This is a genomic window from Gordonia alkanivorans NBRC 16433, assembly GCF_000225505.1.
Classification (GTDB): Bacteria; Actinomycetota; Actinomycetes; order Mycobacteriales; family Mycobacteriaceae; genus Gordonia; species Gordonia alkanivorans.
Genome location: NZ_BACI01000002.1, coordinates 112671 through 134446, shown reverse-complemented (window position 1 = coordinate 134446; position 21776 = coordinate 112671). Strand labels below are relative to the sequence as shown.

The following is a 21776-nucleotide window of genomic DNA, read 5'->3' as shown; positions in this document are numbered from 1 at the left end:
AGGGACCACCACCGACAAACTCGCTCGCACAGTGTTCGACACATGCGTCACACGAGTAACAGGTGACGTCGGCGTACGTCCGCGCCGCGGCCCCGGGACCGAAACGGAACGAACGATCGGGGTGTCACATCCGCCGTGTCGGTGCGTCGAACTAATGTTCGCCTCGTGACGCGCAGGGATGGTGGCGGTGCAGCCGCAGGACAGGTGATCTCGGGACAGCTGACCTTCGCGGATCTCGAGGCCGCCGACCAGGCCACCGGCGGCGACGCCATGTCGAGCGAGTTCAGCGATCGCGCTCTGTTCGACACCACGCTCGTCGTCGTCGACCTCGAGACCACCGGCTCGAATCCCGCAGGCGACCGCATCACCGAGATCGGCGCGGTGAAGATCCGCGGCGGCGAGGTGATCGGCGAGTTCGCCACCCTCGTCGATCCCGGCCGGCCCATCCCTCCGCAGATCGTCACGCTCACGGGGATCACGACGGCGATGGTCACCGACGCCCCCCGGATCGAATCTGTGCTGCCCTCGTTCCTCGAGTTCGCCCGCGGCGCGATCCTGGTCGCCCACAACGCGCGCTTCGACATGGGGTTCCTGCGGCAGAACGCCCTCCGGCTCCACCTGGACTGGCCGTTCAGCCTCAGCCTCTGCACCGTGACGATGGCCCGTCGCATCCTGCCCCGCGACGAGGCGCCCACGGTCAAGCTGAGCGCACTCGCCGAACTCTTCGACGTCTCGGTCCGTCCGACCCACCGGGCCCTGGACGACGCCCGCGCCACCGTCGAGGTCTTCCACCGTCTCCTCGAGCGCGTCGGGAATCAGGGCATCTCGACGGTCGGGGAACTCACCTCCTATCTGCCGCGCACCGATCCGCGCCTGCGGGCCAAACGTCAGATGGCCGACCGTGTGCCCGCGCGGCCGGGCGTCTATCTCTTCCGCGGACCGTCGAACGAGGTCCTCTATGTCGGCACCGCGGTGGACCTCCGACGCCGCGTCCGTTCCTATTTCTCCGGCAGCGATCCCCGACGCCGCATCACCGAGATGGTCCTGCTGGCCGAGCGCGTCGACGTCGTCGAGTGTTCTCACGCGCTCGAGGCGGCCGTCCGCGAGCTGCGATTGCTCGCTGCCCACGCGCCGGCCTACAACCGGCGTTCGACGCAGCCCCACAAGGGATGGTGGGTGACGCTCACCGAGGAGCGCTTCCCGCGCCTCAAGGTGAGCCGCACGCCCACCGACGAATCCATCGGTCCGGTGGGCAACCGCAACAACGCGGCGACGGTGGCCGACGTGATCGCCGCGGCCGCCGGACTGCGCACGTGCACCAAGCGCCTCGGCGCCACCGGGTACCACTGGTGCCCCACTCCCGATGGCGTCCGTCAGCCCGGGGGATGCCATGCCGCCGCGGCGCAACCCCAGACCGTCCCGGATTACCTGCCGCGCGTGACCGCGGCCCGCCGGCTGATGCGCGGGGAGACCGACGACCTCCTCGACGAGCTGACCGCGCGCCTCGCCGAACTCTCCGAGGCGCAGATGTTCGAGACCGCCGCCCGCCATCGCGACCGGCTCGCGCTGACCATCGACGCCCTGGCGCGGTGTCAGCGGCTGGCCGCACTGTGCGCGATCGCCGAAATCGTCGTCGCCCGTCCCGATGAGGAGCGCGGCTGGCATTTCGCCGTCGTCCGTCACGGACGGCTCGCGGCGGCCGGGCGTGCACGGCGGGGCGTCTCCCCCATGCCGGTCGTCGACGCTCTCGTCGCCGCCGCCGAGACGGTCATCCCCGAGCCCGGGCCGCTGCGCGGAGCCCCGGCCGAGGAGGTCGCACTGATCTATCGGTGGATGACCGAACCCGGGGCCCGCATCGTGTCCACCACTGATCCCGTGGCACTCCCGGCGGGTTGCGCCGAACGCCGGCGCGGCTGGTCACAATCCGCGCGAGACGCCCGCTCCGTAGCCCGCGCCGTTGTGCACCGGACACCACGGGCGGCGCAGCACTCGCCGATCCGCGAGCTCGTGGCCACTAGGCTTGCGCCATGATCACTGCCATCGTCCTCATCCAGGCCGACATCCACCAGATCCCGGAGACCGCTCAGGCCGTGGCCGACATCGCCGGCGTCGAAGAGGTGTACTCCTGCGCGGGCGACGTCGACCTCATCGCGAAGATCCGCGTCCGCGATCACGAGCACATCGCATCCGTGGTGACCGGGCAGATCAACCGACTGCCCGGAGTGCTCAAGTCCGCCACCCACATCGCGTTCCGCAGCTACTCCAGCTCGGACGTGGAGGGTGGCTTCTCGATCGGCGAGAACTAACCGCGGGCGGCCGCCCCCAGCTGAGTGCTGAGCGCGGCCCATCGGTCGAGCAGCGCCGCCGCCGCACCCGAGTCGATGGCGTCGGCGGCGCGATCCTTGGCGGCGCCGAGCGCCTCGGTCAGCTCGACCGAGGTCATCGGGCCCTGCTGTTCGAACGCCACGATCGCGCCGGCGGAGTTCAGCAACACCGCGTCGCGTACGGGACCTGTTGTCCCCGAGAACAATTCGCGCGCGATAGCAGCGTTCGCGACCGCATCGCCGCCCTGCAGCGCGGACAGCTCCACGCGAGCGATGCCGAGATCGGCCGGGTCGATGCTGAGCTGGGACACCTGGCCGCCGACGACCTGCCACACCGTCGAGGTGGTGGTCGTGGTGAGTTCGTCGAGGCCGTCGTCGCCGCGCACCACCAGAGCCGAGCCGCCGCGATCGGCGAACGCGCTGGCGAGAACCGGGGCGAGGTCGGCGAAGGCGCAGCCGATGAGGCCGGAGGTGGGCCGGGCCGGATTCGTCAGCGGTCCGAGCACGTTGAACACGGTCGGGATGCCGATCTCCTTGCGCGGCGGCCCCGTGAACCGGAAGGCCGGGTGGAACACCGGCGCGAAGCAGAACCCGATGCCCAGTTCCTCCACACACTGCGCGACCGCGTCGGCCGACAGGGTGATGTCCACCCCGAGCGCCTCGAGTACGTCGGCACCGCCGCTCTTCGACGACGCCGCGCGGTTCCCGTGCTTCACGACCGGGACTCCGGCGGCCGCGATCACGATCGAGGTCATCGTGGAGATGTTGACGGTGTGCGACCGGTCGCCGCCGGTGCCGACCACGTCGACCGCCGGACGGCTCACCTCGACGAGCGTCGCATGGTCGAGCATCGCCTGCGCCAGCCCGACGAGTTCGCCGGGCGCCGCGCCCTTCATCTTCACGCCGACACCGAAGGCGGCGATCTGGGCGCCGCTGGCGCTGTCGGTCATGATCTCGTTCATCGCCCACCCCGCCTCTTCGGCGGACAGGTCGATGCGATCGGTGATCTTGCCGAGGATCTGCGGCCAGGTGAAGGCAGACTGTGCGGTACTCACAGGCAGAGAGCCTAGTGCCCCGCCCCGCCCGGCGGACGCTGCAGTACGGACCATCGTCGTGCGATTCCGCCGTGGCGGGAGCCCAGACTCGCCATCCGGGACCGTTCCTGGGACAGATGCATGGCGTCGAGCAACTGGACCCGCGCCAAGACGAGAACCTCGAGCCGATCGTCGACGGTCTGCGGCCGCGGCCCCCAACGCTCGTCGTCGACCACCTCGTACCCGTCGAGAGCGGCCACCGCGGCGGCGTCGGCGAGCCGATCCGCGGGCACCTCCAGATCGTGGCGGAGGATGACCTCTTCCTCGGCCCGCCACGACGACGCGTCGAGGGCCGTCGACGAGGCGATCGCGTCGTCGTCCGAGCCGGCGACGACCACCACGTCGTCGGCGAGCCCGAGCGGGCCGGTGCCGCCACCGCCCCGCAGCCGGGATCGCAGGCGCGCCAGGCGACCCCGGGCGACGACCCGCCCGTTGAGGTCGCGGGGACCGGAGGAATCCGAACTCGACATGAACTCACCGTAGCCACCGCGTCATGGACGGGAACAGAGCGTCGGAGAGGGTGTGCGGACACGCCGGAGACGACATGACATGGCCCCCGACCTGCAGCGGAATAAAAAGGCGAACCCAATATCCGACCCGGGTGGCCACCGCTTACTACGAACCGTCATACTTCACATGTGACAAGCGCTGTAGGTACCTCAGGGACTGCGATAACCTCGCGCGTGCACTCGCTGAACCGGCCCAACATGGTCAGCGTCGGCACGATCGTCTGGCTGTCCAGTGAGCTCATGTTCTTCGCTGGCCTCTTCGCGATGTACTTCGTCGCCCGGGCCAACTCCGCCGTCGGGTGGCCGCCGCCACCGACCGAGTTGAATCTCGCCCTCGCCATCCCGGTGACGACGGTGCTGATCCTCTCGTCGGTGACCTGCCAGATGGGCGTCTTCGCCGCTGAGCGCGGTGACGTCTTCGGCCTCCGCCGCTGGTACGTGATCACCCTCATCATGGGCACGATCTTCGTCCTCGGTCAGGCGTACGAGTACACCGTGCTCGTCGGCCACGGCACGACCCTGGCCTCGGATGCGTACGGCTCGGTCTTCTACATGACGACAGGCTTCCACGGCCTCCACGTCATTGGCGGACTGATCGCCTTCGTCTACCTGCTCATCCGCACCAAGCTCTCGAAGTTCACCCCGGCGCAGGCAACCGCCGCAATCGTTGTCTCCTACTACTGGCACTTCGTCGACATCGTCTGGATCGGACTGTTCGTCACGATCTACTTCATCCGATGACCCCGTCGACCCCGCGCGACGCGCGATCCGCCACCTCAGAGCGCAGCTCGCTCTAGATCTCCACTCCGTCCCGCTTAGTAGAGAGTCACAGATGAGTTCATCTCCACCGCGACCGTCGGACAGCGGCACCGACACCCGCCGCGCCAAGGCCCGACGCAAGCTCCGTCGCCGCGCAAGCGGTACCATCGTGCTGCTGGCCGGTCTGGTCATGGCCGGTGTGCTCGCCTCGGTTCTCACCCCCGACCCCCAGGTCGCGGTGGCCGACGAGAGCAACGCCGCGATGATCAACGACGGCCGCAAGCTCTACGAGACCTCGTGCATCACCTGTCACGGCGCCAACCTCCAAGGTGTCGTCGATCGTGGTCCCGCACTGCTCGGCGTCGGCGATGCCGCCGTGTACTTCCAGGTGTCGACCGGCCGTATGCCGGCCGCGCGTGGTGAGGCACAGGCGCAGCGCAAGCCCGCCAAGTTCACCACCGAACAGATCGACCAGCTCGGCGCCTTCATCCAGGCCGAGGGCGGCGGACCGCAGGTCCCGCGTGACGCCAACGGCGAGGTCGCCTCGAGTTCACTCCGCGGCGACAGCATCGGTCGAGGCAGTGAGCTGTTCCGCCTCAACTGCGCGTCCTGCCACAACTTCACCGGTCGTGGCGGCGCCCTGTCCTCGGGTAAGTACGCACCCGTGCTCGACGGAGTCGACGAGGCGCAGATCTACACCGCGATGCTGACCGGCCCGCAGAACATGCCCAAGTTCTCGAACCGGCAGCTGAATCCGGAGGAAAAGAAAGACATCATCGCCTACGTCAAGTACGTGACCGAGGCCCAGCCCAGCGGCGGACTCGGACTGGGCGGCTTCGGGCCGGTCAGCGAGGGCATGGTGATGTGGTTTGTCGGCGTCATCGCCATCGTCGCAGGCGCCATGTGGATGGGATCTCGAGCATGAGCGGCAGTGACAAGGACGTCCCGTCGAGGGACGAACTGGAGCAGATGAGCACCGAGGAGCTCGTCAAACTCGGTACCAATCTCGACGGTGTCGAGATCATCCATCGGGCCGAGCGGTACCCCGAGCCGGGTACGAAGGTCGAGAAGCGCGCCGAGCGCCAGGTCGCGATCTGGTTCACGATCGCCGGCATCTCCGCCCTCGCCTGCCTGGGCATCTTCCTGTTCAACCATTGGGAATTCGCCCTTCCGGACGACCCGAACTACTGGTGGTACACGTTCAACACGCCGCTTCTCGGCGCGACGTTCGGTCTCTCGGTGCTCGCCATCGGCATCGCGATGATCCTGATCACCAAGAAGTTCATCCCGTCGGAGATCTCCGTCCAGGACCGCCACGACGGCGGTTCGGCCGAGATCGACAAGAAGACGATCGTCGGACTCCTGCAGGACACCGGCACCACCTCGACCCTGGGTCGTCGCAAGATGCTCATCGGTTCGGCCGGTTTCGGTCTGGGCGCCTTCGCGCTGACCGGTCTCGTCGCCTTCCTCGGTGGCTTCATCAAGAACCCGTGGGCCGAGCGGGAGAACTCTCCCCTGTGGCACTCGGGCTGGTCGCCGATCTACAACTCGAAGGCCGACCCCAACGAGACGATCTACCTGCGTCGCGACACGGGCAATCCGTACCAGGTCGCCCTGGTCCGTCCCGAGGATCTCGACGCCGGCGGCATGGAGACCGTCTTCCCGTGGCGTCGTTCCAACGGGTTCGGCGAGACCGAGCACTCCCGTCACGCGCTGATGGAGAGCCTGCACGAGGTCCGCAACCCCGTCATGCTCATCCGCCTGCGTCCCGAGGACGCGGCCCGCGCCATCAAGCGCCAGGGTCAGGAGAGCTTCAACTACGGTGACTACTTCGCCTTCACCAAGGTCTGCAGCCACCTCGGTTGCCCCGCCTCGCTGTACGAGCAGCGGAGCAATCGCATCCTGTGTCCCTGCCACCAGTCGCAGTTCGACGCGCTCGAGTACGCCAAGCCGATCTTCGGACCGGCTGCCCGCGCTCTCGCACAGCTGCCGATCACGGTGAACAACGAGGGTTACCTCGTTGCGGCAGGCGACTTCATCGAGCCCGTCGGACCGGCATTCTGGGAGCGTAAGTCATGACCATCGCAGACCGTCTCGGCACACAAGCCGAGGAAGTGGACTCGCGGTATCACCTCGCCGCGGGTATGCGTCGCCAGATCAACAAGGTGTTCCCCACCCATTGGTCGTTCATGCTGGGTGAGATCGCGCTCTACAGCTTCATCATCCTGCTGATCTCGGGTGTCTATCTCTCGCTGTTCTTCGATCCGTCGATGACGCAGGTCGTCTACGACGGCGCGTACCAGCCGCTCAACGGCGTCATGATGACCAAGGCGTACGAGACCACCCTGGACCTCTCCTTCGAGGTTCGCGGTGGCCTGTTCGTCCGCCAGATCCACCACTGGGCAGCACTGCTGTTCGCCGCGTCGATCATCATCCACATGGCGCGCATCTTCTTCACCGGTGCGTTCCGCCGGCCGCGTGAGGCCAACTGGATCATCGGCTGCCTGCTGCTGATCCTGGCCATGTTCGAGGGCTTCTTCGGCTACTCGCTCCCCGACGACCTGCTCTCGGGCACCGGCGTCCGCGCCGCGATGAGCGGCATCGTCCTCGGCATCCCGGTCGTCGGTACCTGGATTCACTGGGCGCTGTTCGGCGGGGACTTCCCCGGCGACATCATCATCCCGCGCCTGTACGTGCTGCACATCCTGCTCTTCCCGGGCATCATCCTGGCTCTGATCGGCGCTCACCTGGCGCTCGTCTGGTACCAGAAGCACACGCAGTTCCCCGGCCCCGGCCGCACCGAGAAGAACGTCGTCGGTGTCCGGATCATGCCGGTGTTCGCGGCCAAGGCCGGCGCGATGTTCGCCTTCGTCACCGGTGTGCTGGCCATCATGGCCGGCATATTCCAGATCAACCCGGTCTGGAACATCGGCCCGTACAACCCGGCACAGGTGTCAGCAGGCTCGCAGCCGGACATCTACATGCAATGGACCGACGGTTTGATCCGTCTGTTCCCGGCATGGGAGCTGTACCTCGGCAACTACACCGTGGTGATGTCGAACTGGGTCGTCCTGATCATGACCATCATGTTCGGTCTGATGTTCGCCTACCCGTGGATCGAGAAGAGGCTCACCGGCGACGACGCTCACCACAACCTGCTGCAGCGTCCGCGTGACACCCCGGTGCGTACCGCGATCGGTGCGATGGCGTTCTCGTTCTACATCCTGCTGACGCTGGCGTGCATGAACGACATCATCGCGTTCAAGTTCCACATCTCGCTCAACGCGACGACGTGGATCGGTCGAATCGGTCTGATCATCCTGCCGCCGCTGGTGTACTTCATCGCATACCGCTGGGCGATCTCGCTGCAGCGCAGCGACCGCGAGGTCCTGGCACACGGCATCGAGACCGGCATCATCAAGCGCCTGCCGCAGGGTGAGTACATCGAGCTGCACCAGCCGCTCGGCCCGGTCGACAGCCACGGTCACCCGATCCCGCTCCCCTACGAGGGTGCCGCACTGCCGAAGCGGATGAACAAGCTCGGCTCCGCGGGTGCCCCGGGTACGGGTTCGATCCTGACCGCCGACCCGCCGGAGGAGCAGTTGCGCCACGTCGAGGTCGAGCACGAGCTCGAGGCTGCGGAGCGCAAGGCTCTTCGCGATCTCCAGGCCAAGGGTGGCAATCCCTTCGACGAGTAGTAACCACACGAGACAGCGGGCCGTCGCGCACCATCAGGTGCACGGCGGCCCGCTGTTTTGTCCCGCTCCCCTCCCCCACCATGCCGGGCCCGTCGGCTCCGACGGACACGGCGCGGATGTGGCACGGTGGACACCATGCGCCGGTTACGACATCGTGGTTCCGGCCTGTCCCAGATCACCCGCGGGATGGGCACTCTCGACGCCGAGATCTACGACACGATCGCCCGGTCGCCGAGCCCGCTGCTGGACAAGACGATGCCGGTGCTGACCCATGCTGCCGACCACTCGAAACTCTGGATGGCGATCGCAGCCGGTCTGGCCGTCTCCGGCCGGCCGTCACTCCAGCGGGGAGCCGCCCGAGGAGTGGCCTCGCTGGCCGTCACCAGTCTCGTGACCAATCAGGGCGCCAAGCGGATTCGACGCCGTGCACGTCCTTCTCCGGGGCTCATTCCGGTCCCTCGTCGCGGACGTCGGCAACCGACGTCGAGCTCGTTTCCCTCCGGACACTCCGCCAGCGCCGCAGCCTTCGCGGTGGGGGTGGCTGTCGAGAGTCCGCCCGCAGGTCTGCTGCTGTCGGCGCTGGCCGGCCTCGTCGGACTCTCCCGCGTCGCGACCGGCGCCCACTACCCCGGTGATGTCGTGGTCGGGCTCGGAATCGGTGCCACGGTCGCGACACTGGGAACCCGGGTCGTACCCCCGATCACCCGCCCGTCGATATCTCTCGCCGACCCGACGGTCGTCGAGGCGGAGCCGCGCCCGGACGGCGCCGGTCTCGTCGTGGTCGTGAACCCTGCCTCGTCGGACGGACGGGGTCGTCGGGTTCTGGATGACATCCGGGACGCCCTTCCCGCGGTCGAGATCGTCGAGCTCGGCGAAGATGACGACGTCGCAACGGTATTCGCCGAAGCCGCGGCGCACGCGTCGATCCTCGGCGTCGCCGGCGGAGACGGCACGGCCGCCTGTGCGGCGCGCGCGGCCATCGACGCGGACCTGCCGCTCGCGGTGTTCCCGGCCGGTACCTTCAACCACTTCGCGCGCGACATCGGTTGTGGCACGGTCGAGGACACCGTCGGTGCCATCGCCACCGGTTCGGTGTCCCGGGTCGACGCGGTGTGGCTCAACGACTCCCGGCTGATCCTGAACACGGCGAGCATCGGCGCGTACCCGCATTTCGTGCGAATCAGGGAGCGTCTCCGGCATCGCATCAGCCGTCCGCTCGCCACCGCCACCGCGATCTTCCGGGTGATCCGCCAGGACGCCCACGTCTGCATCGAGGTCGACGGACGGATCCTCGACGTCTCCCTGTTCCTGATCGGCAACTCGATCTACCAGCCCACGGGATTCCTCCCCACGCGGCGCCTACGGCTCGACGACGGCCTGCTCGACGTCCGGATCCTGGAGACCGGTCACCGCTGGGCGACTCTGCGGCTCTTGGGATCTCTCGCTGCCGGCCGTCTCGAGCGCTCCCGGCTGTACCACGAGATGCAGGTCCCCGAATTCCGGTTCACCGCCGTCGGCGGCCCGGTGGCCGTGTCCCACGACGGTGAGGTCGAGGACAGCTTCACCGACGCCCACTTTCGTGTGGACTACCGCAGACTCAAGGTGTACGTCCCGTGCGCCGATGATCCGACGGTCCCCCAAAGCCGCTGACACAGACAAAAAGACGACGCCCCACCCTGGAGGTGGGGCGTCGTCTGTACTGGTTCTTGCGAGCGCTCAGTGCTTCTCGGGACCGACGTGGTACTCGAAGACGAGACCGGCGGCAGCACCCATGATCGCCACGGCCGCGAAGATCGCGAGCCACCAGTTGCCGGAGGCGAAGCCGACGGCGAAGGTGGAGGCGCCGAGGGCGATCAGGATGGGCCACCAGGAATGCGGGCTGAAGAAGCCCAGCTCGCCGGCGCCGTCCTCGATCTCGGCATCTTCGTAGTCCTCGGGGCGGATCTCGACGCGCCGCGACACGAACCGGAAGAACGTGCCGGCGATGAGCGTCAGGCCCGCTGCGAAGAACAGGCCGACGACGCCGACCCACTCGATGCCCTTGCTGGTGAACGCGGTGAAGAGGGTGTACGCGACACCGGTCAGCGCGAAGAAGGCTGTCAACATCTCGAAGAGTCGGGCTTCGATCTTCATCGTCAGCTCTCCTTCTTGGTGCAGTTGGCGAGGGTCGGGTCATCCGGGTTGCCGGATGCGGTCACCGAACCGTCGGACTTGCGGCGGCTGTCGAAGGGAACCGTGGTGACGGCTTCCGGAGCCTGGCAGATCGACGCGAGCGCCTCGGCGTTGGTGGCCTCGGGGTTCGACTGACGGAAACGGATGTAGCTGTCGAAGTCCTCGGGAGAGACCGCGCGGACCTCGAAGTTCATCATCGAGTGGTAGGTGCCGCACATCTCGGCGCAGCGACCGACGAATGCTCCGGTCCGGTCGATCGAGCCGATCTGGAAGATCGGGTCGGTCGAGTTCTCCTTCGGGAACGGCATCACGTCGCGCTTGTACAGGAACTCCGGTACCCAGAACGAGTGGACGACGTCGGCCGAGGCGATGTTGAACTCGATGCGCTTGCCGGTCGGAAGCACCAGGACGGGGATCTCCGTCGACGATCCGAGGGTCTCGATCTTGTCGAACTTCAGGTAGTCGCGGATGTCGTCGTCACGGCCGCCGGCGGGGCCGGGCAGCTCGCCACCGTGCTCACCCTCGACCTCGGGCTCGGCGACGGCCTTGCCGGCCTGCTCCTGGACCTGGAACGGGTTACCCGCGGCCTCGAAGCCGTCGTAGGTCGATCCGTCGCTGAAGATGACCTTGTTGTAACCGAACTTCCAGTTCCACTGGAACGCCGTGACATCGACCACGACCTTGGAGTCGTCGTTCTTGCCCTCGACGTCGTTCTGCACGATCACGGTGAAGTAGAACAGCACCGCGATGATGACGAACGGGATGGCCGTATAGGTGAGCTCCAACGGGACGTTGTACGCCGTCTGACGCGGGAAGACGCCCTTCTTGGCGTCGTTCGCACGATGGAACGTGATCGTCCAGAAGATCAGGGCCCAGACCAGAATGCCCATCACGAGTGCGGCGATGACGGACCAGGTCCAGAGATCGACCATCTTCTTACCCTGGGGCGTGACGCCCTCGGGCCAACCGAAACGCATCGCCTCATTGGCGTCACATCCCGACATCAGCAGTGCGCCGAGTCCGAGAGCGACGACGATTCCCAGTCGCTTCATCGTCTGCGACGCGGATGAGACACGCCGCGCTCGGGGCCGTCCACCGTGTGCCAATTTCACGCCTTCCTGCTCGCTCACCGGCGCCCTCGCGCCGCAGTGAGTGCATGCCACATGACCTGCAAGGGCAAGTACCCGCCGTGGACACACGACGAGAGCCTTGCACCTAGTACTACGCAGCGTAGACCAACCGGGAGAAGCTTTCGTGATTGGGGTTTGATCCGGTCGTGTCCGAGCCCTCCAGGTCGGAATCCCGCTGGTGGCTCAGGCATACTCGGACGCGACCCGACGCCCGTCGGGACCTGTGCTCGCGACGAGATTGGGGAGAAGCCAACGTGTGTGGTCTGCTCGGCCTTCTGACTTCCGACCGGACGGCCGCCGAGGTCGTCGACGCGGTGGCGGTGGCCTCGCACTGCATGCGGCATCGCGGCCCCGACGAGCCCGGCACCTGGCACGACGAGAACATCGTCTTCGGCTTCAACCGCCTGTCGATCATCGACATCGAGCACTCCCACCAGCCGCTGCGCTGGGGCCCGCCGGAGAACCCGAACCGGTACGCCCTGGTCTTCAACGGCGAGATCTACAACTACCTGGAGATCCGCGCCGAGCTCACCAAGGACGAGGGTGCGATCTTCCGCACCGAGGGCGACGGCGAAGCCATCGTCGCAGCTTTTCACCACTGGGGTCCCGACGCCGTGCGCCGTCTCCGCGGCATGTTCGCGTTCGCCATCTGGGATACCGAGAATCGCTCGCTGTTCCTCGCGCGTGATCCGTTCGGCATCAAGCCGCTGTTCGTCGCGTCGGGTCCGGGCGGACTCGTCTTCGGCAGCGAGAAGAAGTCACTCCTCGAGCTCATCGAACGCGTGGGCCTGTCGAAGGACCTGGACCCGCGGGCCGTCGAGCACTACACCGTGCTGCAGTACGTCCCCGAACCCGAGACCATTCACGCGTCGATCCGCCGGCTCGAGTCGGGTTGCCACGCGACCGCCTCCCCCGGCGGCCCGCTGTCGATCCGCCGCTACTTCACGCCGCAGTTCGGCGTGAAGCCGTTCACCGACGCCACACGTCAGAAGCGCTACGACGAGATCGCCGACGTCCTGGCGGACTCGGTCGCCAAGCACATGCGTGCCGATGTGACCGTCGGCTCGTTCCTGTCTGGCGGCATCGACTCGACGGCCATCGCCGCGCTGGCGATCCGCCACAACCCCGACCTGATCACCTTCACCACCGGCTTCGAGCGCGAGGGCTATTCGGAGGTCGACGTCGCCGCCGAGTCGGCGGAGGCGATCGGCGCGAAGCACGTGGTGAAGGTCGTCGGACCGTCGGAGTTCATCGAGGCGCTGCCCTCGATCGTGTGGTACCTCGACGACCCGGTCGCCGACCCCGCCCTGGTCCCGCTCTACTTCGTCGCGGCCGAGGCACGCAAGCACGTCAAGGTCGTGCTGTCGGGTGAGGGCGCCGACGAACTGTTCGGCGGCTACACCATCTACAAGGAACCGCTCTCCCTCGCGGCGTTCGACCGTCTCCCCCGCCCGCTGCGCCGGGCGGCCGGCAAGATCTCCGACCGCATCCCGGAGGGCACCCGCGGCAAGAGCCTGCTGCACCGCGGTTCGCTCACCCTCGAGGAGCGCTACTACGGCAACGCCCGCAGCTTCGACGATGCGCGGCTCCGCGCGGTGCTGCGCGACTACCGCCCCGATTGGACCCACACCGACGTCACCGCCCCGATCTACGCGATGAGCGAGGGCTGGGACCCGGTGGCCCGCATGCAGCACCTCGATCTCTTCACGTGGCTGCGCGGCGACATCCTGGTGAAGGCCGACAAGATCACGATGGCCAACTCCCTCGAGCTCCGCGTTCCGTTCCTCGACCCCGAGGTCTTCGCGGTCGCCGAGCGCCTCCCCCACGACGAGAAGATCGCGCACGGCACCACCAAGTACGCCCTGCGCAAGGCGCTCGAGCAGATCGTCCCGGCGCACGTCTTGCACCGCAAGAAGCTCGGCTTCCCGGTCCCGATCCGCCATTGGCTCGCCGGCACCGAGATGTACGACTGGGCCCACGACACGATCGTCAAGAGCCAGACCGACCACATCTTCGACAAGAACGCGGTCATCGCGATGCTCAACGAGCACCGGGAAGGCGTGGTGGACAACAGCCGTCGTCTGTGGACGGTGCTGATCTTCATGATCTGGCACGGGATCTTCGTCGAGGGCACGATCGTGCCGGACATCGTCGACCACACGTACCCGGTCCGCCTCTAGTACCGCGCCTCGCCGAAAAGCGCCCCGGAGAACGCGTCAGTGGGCCAGTTTGAGGCCGACCACGCCACCGACGATCATCACCAGGCACAGCGCCTGAATCAGCGAAACGGGTTGCTCACCGGTCAACATCGCGTAGACGACGGTCAGCACCGCGCCGATGCCGACCCAGACCGCGTAGGCGGTACCCACCGGCAGGTCGCGCATCGCGTATGCCAGACCGGCCATGCTGATGGCGAGTGCCACGAAGAAGACCACGGACGGCGCGAGCTTGGTGAATCCCTCGGACTTGCCGAGCGCGGTGGCCCAGACGGCCTCGAAGACACCGGACAGCACCAGGATCAACCATGACATGACAGCCTCCCTGCGGGCCGTCTTGTCGCACACCGGGTACAGCACCCCTCGTCCGGGAGTCCAGTAGAACGGACTCTGCCTCCACGTTGGCACACCGTCGATCACGACGGCAATGTCAGACCGGTCACCGCCGGCGGAAACGACGAAAACGGGTGGCACAGGCCGAAGCCCGCGCCACCCGTTCCGAAAGAGGTTCTCAGAAGGCGGCTTTGATCTCCGCCGCGGCCTCGGCACCGTATGCACCCTCGATACGGGCGAGTGCGGACTCGATGTCCCAGGACCAGTCCTGCGTCGACACCGTCTCGAGCACCAGCACGGCGACCATCGAGCCGACCTGAGCGGCGCGCTCGAAGCCGAGCCCCTTGGACAGCGCGGACAGGAAGCCGGCGCGGAACCCGTCGCCGACGCCCGTCGGGTCGACCTTCTCGGTCTCCGGGACCACCCCGACGTGGATGCTCGTACCGTCGCGCTCGACGATCTCGACGCCGTCCTTGCCGAGGGTGGTGACGCGCACGCCGACCATCTCGGCGACCTGCGTCTCGGACAGGCCGGTCTTCTGGCGCAGCAGGCCCCACTCGTACTCGTTGGTGAACAGGTAGTCGGCACCTTCGATGAGCGTCCGGGCCTGTTCGCCGTCGAGGCGGGCGAGCTGCTGGCTGGGATCGGCGGCGAACGGGATACCGGCGGCACGGCAGGCCTCGGTGTGGCTGAGCATGCCCGCCGGGTCGTCGGCGCCGATCAGCACGAGTTCCGGCGTCCCGGTCTCGGCGATGACGTCGGCCAGCGAGATGTCGCGACTCTCACTCATGGCGCCCGCGTAGAACGTGGCGAGCTGCGCCATCGTCTCGTCGGTGGTGCACATGAAGCGAGCGGTGTGATGGGTCTCGGAGACCCGGACGCCACGGCAGTCGACGCCGTTGGACTCGAGCCACTTGCGGTAGTCGTGGAAGTCCGAGCCGACCGCGCCGACGAGCACGGGGTTACCGCCGAGCTGGCCCATGGCGTAGCAGATGTTGCCCCCGACGCCGCCGCGCCGGACGACGAGGTCCTCCACGAGGAAGCTGAGAGAGATGTGCTCGAGGTGATCGCCGAGCAGCTGCTCGGAGAACTTTCCGGGGAACTTCATCAGATGGTCGGTTGCGATGGAGCCGCATACAACGATTGCCACTGGCGTTCTCAGCCCTTCGGTTGGTTGGTCGGACAGCTGTCCACGCTACCCACTCCCCCGACACACGACACCGGCCGCATCCCGAATCGGGATACGGCCGGTGTCGGAAGACGTGTTCGACTCAGTTGAACGAGTCACCGCAGGCGCAGCTGCCGGTGGCGTTCGGGTTGTCGATGGTGAAGCCCTGCTTCTCGATGGTGTCGACGAAGTCGATGGTGGCGCCCTGGACGTAGGGAGCACTCATGCGGTCGACGGCCAGCGTGACGCCGCCGAAGTCCGAGGTGATGTCGCCGTCGAGGGTGCGATCGTCGAAGAAGAGCTGGTAGCGCAGACCAGCGCATCCACCCGGCTGCACGGCGATGCGCAGCGCGAGGTCGTCGCGACCTTCCTGCTCGAGCAGTGCCTTGGCCTTGGCGGCGGCTGCGTCGCTCAGGATGATGCCGGTGGCAGTGCTCGTTTCGTTCTGCACGGTCATTGATGCTCCTGTAGTGGTGTGGTCCCGGTGTGACGTGGTCCGATCACGTCGCGGAGCCCTCTGCCCGCGCATGATCGGGAAACACCCCGCTCGCCGGGAGGTCGACCGGTTGTGCCCGTGCGTACAACCGTACTCCTTCCAGGACTATTCCCGCCTATTCGGACCTGGTTTCCATGCGGCTCGTCGCACGCTCGTCGCCTGCCCGACCGGCAGGAGAAAATCACCTTGCGAAAGAGCCGGCAACCGCCTCCGCAAGCTTCACGAGCTGGTTCTCGGCGTCGCTCATCGCGACCTCGACCGAACCGGCGACGTCGACGATGGCGTGCGCACCCGCGATCCCGGCCTCCTCGACCTCGGCCGGGGACAGCGCGACCTGTCCCGCGAGTACCAGGGTCCGCGCGCCGGCACCCCCTGCGCCCGATGTCGACGCGGCGTGGTGCAGGGCCGATACGACCTTCCCGCGGAGTGTCTGGGCGTCGAACTTGCCCTCGCCGGTGATGACGAGGTCGGCGGCCGCGACGTCGTCGGTCAGGTCGGTGGCGTCGGCGACGACGGTCGCCCCGGACACGCGACCACCGCCCAGGGCGAGAAGCGCGGCGCCGAGCCCGCCCGCGGCACCCGCACCGGCGTCGGCGGTGATGTCCCGTCCGGCGAGCTCGTTCAGTGTGACCGACCACTCGGTGAGCCGCTTCTCGAGGAGTTCGACGGTCTCGGGGTCGGCGCCCTTCTGCGGCCCGAACACCGTGGCCGCACCCAGCGCACCGAGCAGCGGATTCTCCACATCCGAGGCCACGACGATCTCGACCCCGGTGAGTCGCTCGCGCGCCGCTTCCGGGCCGCCGAGGGCGTCGACGAGTCCCGCGCCGCCGTCGGTGGTGGAGCTGCCGCCGAGTCCGACGACGAGGCGTCGTGCGCCGCGCGCCAGGGCCGCCGCGACGAGTTCGCCGACACCGTGTGTGGTGGCGGCGACCGCGGTCCGCGGGGTCGGCCGGCCGCCCAGTTGATGAAGACCGCAGGCCTGGGCGCATTCGACGTATGCGGTCGACGACGCGGCGTCGAAGAGCCAGCGCGCGGTGACGCCCGCGCCGAGCGGACCGTGCACGTCCTCGGTGACGAGGGTGCCGAATCGCGAGGCCAGGACGTCGACGAACCCCGGACCGCCGTCGGATTGCGGTGCGCGGACGAGGGAGTCGTCGGGCCGGGCGGCCGCCCAGCCGCGGGAGATGGCGTTCGCGGCCACGACGGCGGACATGGTGTCGCCGAAGGAGTCCGGCGCGATCAGGATGCGCAAACGCCGACTTCCGTCCCGGGTCATGAGCACGAAGTATAGGAGCGCCGTGGCCACCCGGCAGGGTGACCGATTCGGGCGCCCGCGAGGGTCCACCGAAAAGCGACGACCACGCGTTTCGACCGCGACCACGATCACCTACCCTCGTAGGCGTGAAGCTGCCATGGAAGAAGGACGAGACGTCGGAGGAATCCGGCGAGAGCACGGTGACCACGTACGCCGCCGACGACGCGGCCACCGAGGACTCCGCGCCGGCCAAGGGCAGCAAGACCACCCCCGGAAAGGGCCGCCCGACCCCCAAGCGTCGTGAGGCCGAGAAGCGCCGTGGGCCCGTCGCGCCGCCGCCGACCACCCGGTCCGAGGCCCGCGCGCGCAAGAAGGAACTGAAGAACACGCTCTCCAAGGACGAGAAGAAGCAGCTCGCCGCGGAGCGCCGCGCCAAGCGCCTCGAGCAGCGCGAGCGGATGATGGAGGGCGACGAGGCCTACCTCATGCCTCGCGACAAGGGCCCGGTCCGTCGTTACACCCGCGACATCGTCGACGCGCGCCGCAACTTCGCAGGCCTGTTCATGCCGTTCGCGATCCTGCTGATCGTGCTGATGTTCATGGTTCCGCAGGCAGCCGCGCTCACCAACCTGATCCTCGTCGCCTTCGTCGTCCTGATGGCCGTCGACGGCTTCATCCTGGGCCGTCTGGTGAATCGCCGTGTGGCCGAACGCTATCCCGACTCGCAGGACGGCGGTTTCAAGCTCGGCTGGTACGCGTTCACCCGTGCGATGCAGCTCCGGAAGATGCGTGCGCCCAAGCCCTCGGTGTCGCGCGGCGACGAAGTCTGATCGATGGCCGATCGCGCTACGCGCACACTCGTCCTGGGCGGTGTGCGTTCGGGTAAATCCGCCCACGGCGAGTCGCTGCTCCGCGCGCATCAGCAGATCCGGTACCTGGCCACCGGTCCGGTGACCACGTCCGACGCCGAGTGGACGGCGCGGGTCAACACGCACAGGCAGCGTCGGGACGCCCGCTACACGACAATCGAGACCACCGACCTCGCCGAGGCCCTCCGCGCGGCACCCGACATCCCGGCCCTGGTCGACGACCTCGGCAGCTGGCTCACCGCGCGGATCGACGCCGTCGACGGCTGGGAATCGGGTTCGGGGATCGACCTCGACGCCGACATCACCGAACTCTGCGACTCGCTGCGGGCGATGAACGCCGACGTGGTGCTGATCAGTTCCGAGGTCGGGCTCTCGCTGGTTCCCCCGACGCCGGCGGGCCGGTTGTTCCAGGACCTGCTGGGCACTCTGAACTCGGCGGTGGCACAGGCGTGCGACCGGGTGTCTCTCGTGGTCGCCGGCCGCGTACTCGACCTGCCCGCCGACCCGTCTGCCGAAGACCACACCGGTGCAACGGTTTCCGCGGCACCCGCACCCGCCGTCGCGCCGGTCCCGACGGCACCGGTGGCGACTCCCGCCCCGGTCACGCCCGGACCTGTCGACGAGCCCACACCCGTCACGACCGCCGCCGAGCTCCCCGATCCCACCGACGCCGAGGTCTTCGGACCGATCACGCCCCCGAGCGAGGCGGTCGCCTTCGAGGCCCGCGAGCGCCAGAAGACGCTGACCAAGCCGCCGGGTTCGCTGGGACGCCTCGAGGAGATCGGGGTCTGGATCTCCGCGTGCCAGGGGCAGTGCCCGCCCGCGCCGATCACCTCGCCGAGCGTCGCCGTCTTCGCCGGCGATCACGGCGTCGCGCGCGGCGGTGTGTCGGCGTTCCCGCCCGAGGTCACCGCGCAGATGGTCGCCAACATCTCCTCGGGTGGCGCCGCGGTCAACGTGATGGCCGCTCGTGTCGGAGCCACGGTGATGGTCGTGGACATGTCCGTCGACGCCGACACATCTCCCCATCTCTCGACGTTCAAAGTCCGCCGCAGCAGCGAGGATCTACGCACCACCGACTCGATCACCCTCGCCGAGGCCCGCGCGGCGCTGGCCGCCGGCCGGGCGATCGCCGATCGGCTCATCGACTCCGGCAGCGACCTGCTGATCGCCGGCGAGATGGGCATCGGCAACACCACCCCGGCAACCGTCCTGATCGGTGCGCTCACGCGACGCGAGCCGGTCGAGATCGTCGGGCGCGGAACAGGTGTCGACGACCACGGCTGGATGCGGAAGACCGCCGCGATCCGCGACGGCATGCGCCGGGCCCGCAAGGTCGTGCACGACCCGCTCGCCCTCCTCGCCGCCGTCGGTGGCGCCGACCTGACGGCCACCGCGGGTTTCCTCGCGCAGGCCGCGCTCCGGCGCACGCCCGTCATCCTCGACGGCGTCGTGATCACCGCGGCCGCGATGGTCGCCAACGAACTCGCACCCGGCGCCATGCGCTGGTGGATCGCCGGGCACCGCTCGGTGGAGCCCGCGCATCAGATCGCGCTCGATCACCTCGATCTCGAACCGGTCCTCGACCTGTCGATGCGCCTCGGCGAGGGCAGTGGCGCGGTCCTGGCGCTGCCGGTCGTGCAGTCGGCCGCCGACATCCTCATCTCGATGGCGACCTTCGCCGAGGCCGGGGTGACCGACCGCGACGACGCGGCCGTTCCCGAAGCCGCCGAGTCGTCCTGACACCCACGACATGTCCGGTCGCGCGATGACGTCGCCGCTGCGGGCGGTCCGGACCGCGTTGAGCTGGATGACCGTCCTCCCCGTCGGTACGGGGGCCGATGCGGAGGAGACACCGGATCGCGCGGTGGGCGGTGCGGTGATGTCCGCACTCCCCGTCGTCGGCATCGTGGTGGGTGCCGCAGCGGCGGCCCTCGCGTTCGGGGTGTCGTTCACCGACCTCCCCACCGCACTCATCGGCGCTCTCGTCGTCGTCCTGACCGCGGCGCTCACGCGGGGAATGCATCTCGACGGCCTGGCCGACACCGCCGACGGACTCGGTTGTTACGGACCGCCGGAGCGGATCGCCGAGGTCATGCGCAGCGGCACGGTCGGTCCGTTCGGCGTCGCGACCCTGGTGCTCACACTGGGCGTACAGGCCGCCGGGTCGACCGGCCTCGTCAGCGAATCCCGTTGGTACGAGCTCGCTTTCGCCATTGCCCTGGGACGGCTGGGAGCTGTGGTCGGTACCCGGCGATCGATCTCCCCGGCTCATCCGAACGGCTTCGGCGCCCTCGTCGCCGGCACGCAGCGGTTGTCGATCTCGGTGTGGGGTCTTCTCGCCGCCGTAGCCACGGTCCCGATCGGATTGCGCGACAATGGATTCGACGCCGCCGCGGTGGTACAGGCGCTCGTCGTCGTTCTCGCGGTCGTGGTGTTCGCGTGGGTCTTCACGCGGCACTGCGCGCGACGCATGGGCGGTCTCAACGGCGACGTGCTGGGGGCGACCATCGAACTCGGTGTCGCCCTCGCCCTCGTCGGCCTGCTCATCTGAATCGCCGCCCAGAATGGTTCTGGCGCCACGATCAGCGGATCGTGGCGCCAGAAACGTCTGTGCTGCGGTCGGACTCAGGCCCGGTACAGCTCCGTCATCCACCCGTGGGTATCGGCGAAGGTGCCGCGCTGGATGCCCGTGAGGGTGTCGCGGAGGGCCTGGGTGACCTCACCGGTCTGACCGTTGTTGATCGTGTAGTCCTCGCCCACACCCTTGACGTGACCGACCGGGGTGATCACCGCGGCGGTGCCACAGGCGAAGACCTCGGTGATGTCTCCCGAGGCGACACCCTTGCGGAGCTCCTCGGTGGTGATCTTGCGCTCCTCGACCGCGAAACCGGCGTCGGTGGCCAGCGTCAGCAGCGACGAGCGGGTGATGCCGGGGAGAAGCGAACCCGAGAGTTCCGGGGTCACGAGGCGGGCGTCGGCGCCGGAGCCGAACACGAAGAACAGGTTCATGCCGCCCATCTCCTCGATGTAGCGGCGTTCGATGGCGTCGAGCCACACGACCTGGTCGCAACCCTGCTCGGTGGCCTGACGCTGCGCCAGGAAGGCCGCGGCGTAGTTGCCGCCGCACTTGGCGAAGCCGGTGCCACCGGGCGCGGCGCGCACGTACTCGGTGGACAGCCACACGCTGACGGGCTTGATGCCGCCCGAGAAGTAGGCGCCGGCCGGCGAGGCGATGACGGAGTAGATGTACTGCGACGACGGCGCATTGACGCCGAGGCCCGCCTGCGAGGCGAACATGAAGGGCCGCAGGTACAGCGCCTCCTCACCGCCTGACGGCGGAACCCACGCGTTGTCGGCGTCGAGCAGCGCCTTGAGCGACTCGATGAAGTCCTCGACCGGGAGCGCCGGCATGGCGAGACGCTCGGCGCTGCGCTGCATCCGCTCCGCGTTGGCCTCCGGGCGGAAGGCGGCGATCGACCCGTTGGGCTGACGGTAGGCCTTGAGACCTTCGAAGACCTCTTGACCGTAGTGCAGCACCATCGCCGAGGGATCGAGGGCGATCGGTCCGTACGGCCGTACCTGCGCGTTGTGCCAACCCTTGTCCGCGTCGTAGTCCACCATCACCATGTTGTCGGTGAAGTAGCGGCCGAATCCCGGGGCGGTGAGAATCTCCGCCCGACGGTTCTCCGACACCGGATGGGGATGCTCGGTACGGTTGAACTCCAAGGTCATGCGGCCCATGGTACCGCT

General features: G+C 68.0%; 20 protein-coding genes and 1 riboswitch. Of the genes, 11 read left to right on the top strand and 9 right to left on the bottom strand.

Annotated elements, in window-relative coordinates; translation table 11 throughout:
- Positions 1–165 precede the first annotated feature (165 nt).
- A complete protein-coding gene (locus GOALK_RS00635) occupies positions 166–2031 on the top strand; it encodes a DEDD exonuclease domain-containing protein (RefSeq protein ID WP_006356840.1) in 1866 nt (621 codons plus the stop codon).
- Positions 2028–2306, top strand: coding sequence for an Lrp/AsnC family transcriptional regulator (locus tag GOALK_RS00630; protein ID WP_005200119.1), 279 nt, complete (start codon positions 2028–2030; stop codon positions 2304–2306). The genes GOALK_RS00635 and GOALK_RS00630 overlap by 4 nt, the downstream gene beginning before the upstream one ends.
- On the opposite strand, the gene trpD is transcribed toward GOALK_RS00630, so the two are convergent.
- Together trpD and GOALK_RS00620 are read right to left on the bottom strand one after the other, a co-directional pair.
- Positions 2303–3379 (bottom strand): anthranilate phosphoribosyltransferase, encoded by a 1077-nt coding sequence (trpD, locus tag GOALK_RS00625; protein WP_006356839.1) that lies wholly within the window; start codon positions 3377–3379, stop codon positions 2303–2305. The two genes, GOALK_RS00630 and trpD, sit on opposite strands and share 4 nt — an antisense overlap.
- Positions 3380–3390: 11 nt before the next feature.
- Positions 3391–3888, bottom strand: a complete 498-nt coding sequence (locus GOALK_RS00620; protein WP_006356838.1) for a hypothetical protein — start codon at positions 3886–3888, stop codon at positions 3391–3393.
- A gap of 168 nt (positions 3889–4056) precedes the next feature.
- On the opposite strand from GOALK_RS00620, the gene ctaE reads away from it, so the two are divergent.
- The 5 genes from ctaE (at position 4057) to GOALK_RS00595 (ending at position 10034) form a co-directional block, all read left to right on the top strand.
- Positions 4057–4668: an aa3-type cytochrome oxidase subunit III gene (gene ctaE, locus GOALK_RS00615; protein ID WP_075864057.1), complete on the top strand. Its 612-nt coding sequence runs from the start codon at positions 4057–4059 to the stop codon at positions 4666–4668.
- A 91-nt stretch (positions 4669–4759) separates the two neighbouring features.
- Positions 4760–5611 (top strand): cytochrome bc1 complex diheme cytochrome c subunit, encoded by an 852-nt coding sequence (gene qcrC, locus GOALK_RS00610; RefSeq protein WP_006356836.1) that lies wholly within the window; start codon positions 4760–4762, stop codon positions 5609–5611.
- Positions 5608–6765: a cytochrome bc1 complex Rieske iron-sulfur subunit gene (qcrA, locus tag GOALK_RS00605; RefSeq protein ID WP_006356835.1), complete on the top strand. Its 1158-nt coding sequence runs from the start codon at positions 5608–5610 to the stop codon at positions 6763–6765. Before qcrC ends, qcrA begins: the two co-directional genes overlap by 4 nt.
- Positions 6762–8384 carry a cytochrome bc1 complex cytochrome b subunit gene (qcrB, locus tag GOALK_RS00600; RefSeq protein WP_006356834.1) on the top strand — a complete coding sequence of 541 codons (1623 nt, stop codon included), beginning with the start codon at positions 6762–6764 and terminating at the stop codon, positions 8382–8384. Before qcrA ends, qcrB begins: the two co-directional genes overlap by 4 nt.
- A gap of 135 nt (positions 8385–8519) precedes the next feature.
- Complete coding sequence (locus GOALK_RS00595) at positions 8520–10034, top strand: bifunctional phosphatase PAP2/diacylglycerol kinase family protein (RefSeq protein ID WP_081474294.1); 1515 nt, start codon at positions 8520–8522, stop codon at positions 10032–10034.
- Between the two features lie 66 nt (positions 10035–10100).
- Here GOALK_RS00595 and GOALK_RS00590 read toward each other — a convergent pair whose 3' ends face one another.
- Entirely contained in the window at positions 10101–10517 is a 417-nt protein-coding gene (locus GOALK_RS00590; protein ID WP_005200127.1) for a cytochrome c oxidase subunit 4, read from the bottom strand.
- A 2-nt stretch (positions 10518–10519) separates the two neighbouring features.
- A complete protein-coding gene (ctaC, locus tag GOALK_RS00585; RefSeq protein WP_006356832.1) occupies positions 10520–11608 on the bottom strand; it encodes an aa3-type cytochrome oxidase subunit II in 1089 nt (362 codons plus the stop codon).
- Positions 11609–11940: 332 nt separating this feature from the next.
- Here ctaC and asnB point away from each other — a divergent pair, with 332 nt between their 5' ends.
- On the top strand, positions 11941–13866 hold the full coding sequence (gene asnB / locus GOALK_RS00580) for an asparagine synthase (glutamine-hydrolyzing) (RefSeq protein WP_006356831.1): 1926 nt from the start codon (positions 11941–11943) through the stop codon (positions 13864–13866).
- A 36-nt stretch (positions 13867–13902) separates the two neighbouring features.
- Here asnB and GOALK_RS00575 read toward each other — a convergent pair whose 3' ends face one another.
- From GOALK_RS00575 to GOALK_RS00560, 4 genes are all read right to left on the bottom strand, one after another.
- Positions 13903–14217, bottom strand: coding sequence for a DMT family transporter (locus tag GOALK_RS00575; RefSeq protein ID WP_035752779.1), 315 nt, complete (start codon positions 14215–14217; stop codon positions 13903–13905).
- A gap of 11 nt (positions 14218–14228) precedes the next feature.
- A riboswitch (guanidine-III (ykkC-III) riboswitch) is annotated at positions 14229–14296 on the bottom strand.
- 117 nt (positions 14297–14413) lie between these two features.
- On the bottom strand, positions 14414–15385 hold the full coding sequence (locus tag GOALK_RS00570; protein ID WP_187346541.1) for a carbohydrate kinase family protein: 972 nt from the start codon (positions 15383–15385) through the stop codon (positions 14414–14416).
- 121 nt (positions 15386–15506) lie between these two features.
- Positions 15507–15860, bottom strand: a complete 354-nt coding sequence (locus tag GOALK_RS00565) for a HesB/IscA family protein (protein ID WP_006356828.1) — start codon at positions 15858–15860, stop codon at positions 15507–15509.
- Positions 15861–16080: 220 nt separating this feature from the next.
- Positions 16081–17151, bottom strand: coding sequence for a glycerate kinase family protein (locus GOALK_RS00560; RefSeq protein WP_006356827.1), 1071 nt, complete (start codon positions 17149–17151; stop codon positions 16081–16083).
- A 149-nt stretch (positions 17152–17300) separates the two neighbouring features.
- Between GOALK_RS00560 and GOALK_RS00555 the strand changes: the two genes are divergently transcribed.
- The 3 genes from GOALK_RS00555 to GOALK_RS00545 are packed head-to-tail and all read left to right on the top strand — an operon-like array spanning position 17301 to position 20577.
- Entirely contained in the window at positions 17301–17984 is a 684-nt protein-coding gene (locus GOALK_RS00555) for a DUF3043 domain-containing protein (RefSeq protein ID WP_006356826.1), read from the top strand.
- 3 nt (positions 17985–17987) lie between these two features.
- Entirely contained in the window at positions 17988–19766 is a 1779-nt protein-coding gene (gene cobT, locus GOALK_RS00550) for a nicotinate-nucleotide--dimethylbenzimidazole phosphoribosyltransferase (protein ID WP_006356825.1), read from the top strand.
- Between the two features lie 25 nt (positions 19767–19791).
- Entirely contained in the window at positions 19792–20577 is a 786-nt protein-coding gene (locus tag GOALK_RS00545; protein WP_040003902.1) for an adenosylcobinamide-GDP ribazoletransferase, read from the top strand.
- 74 nt (positions 20578–20651) lie between these two features.
- On the opposite strand, the gene GOALK_RS00540 is transcribed toward GOALK_RS00545, so the two are convergent.
- Positions 20652–21758, bottom strand: a complete 1107-nt coding sequence (locus GOALK_RS00540) for a branched-chain amino acid aminotransferase (protein ID WP_035752784.1) — start codon at positions 21756–21758, stop codon at positions 20652–20654.
- Positions 21759–21776 lie beyond the last annotated feature (18 nt).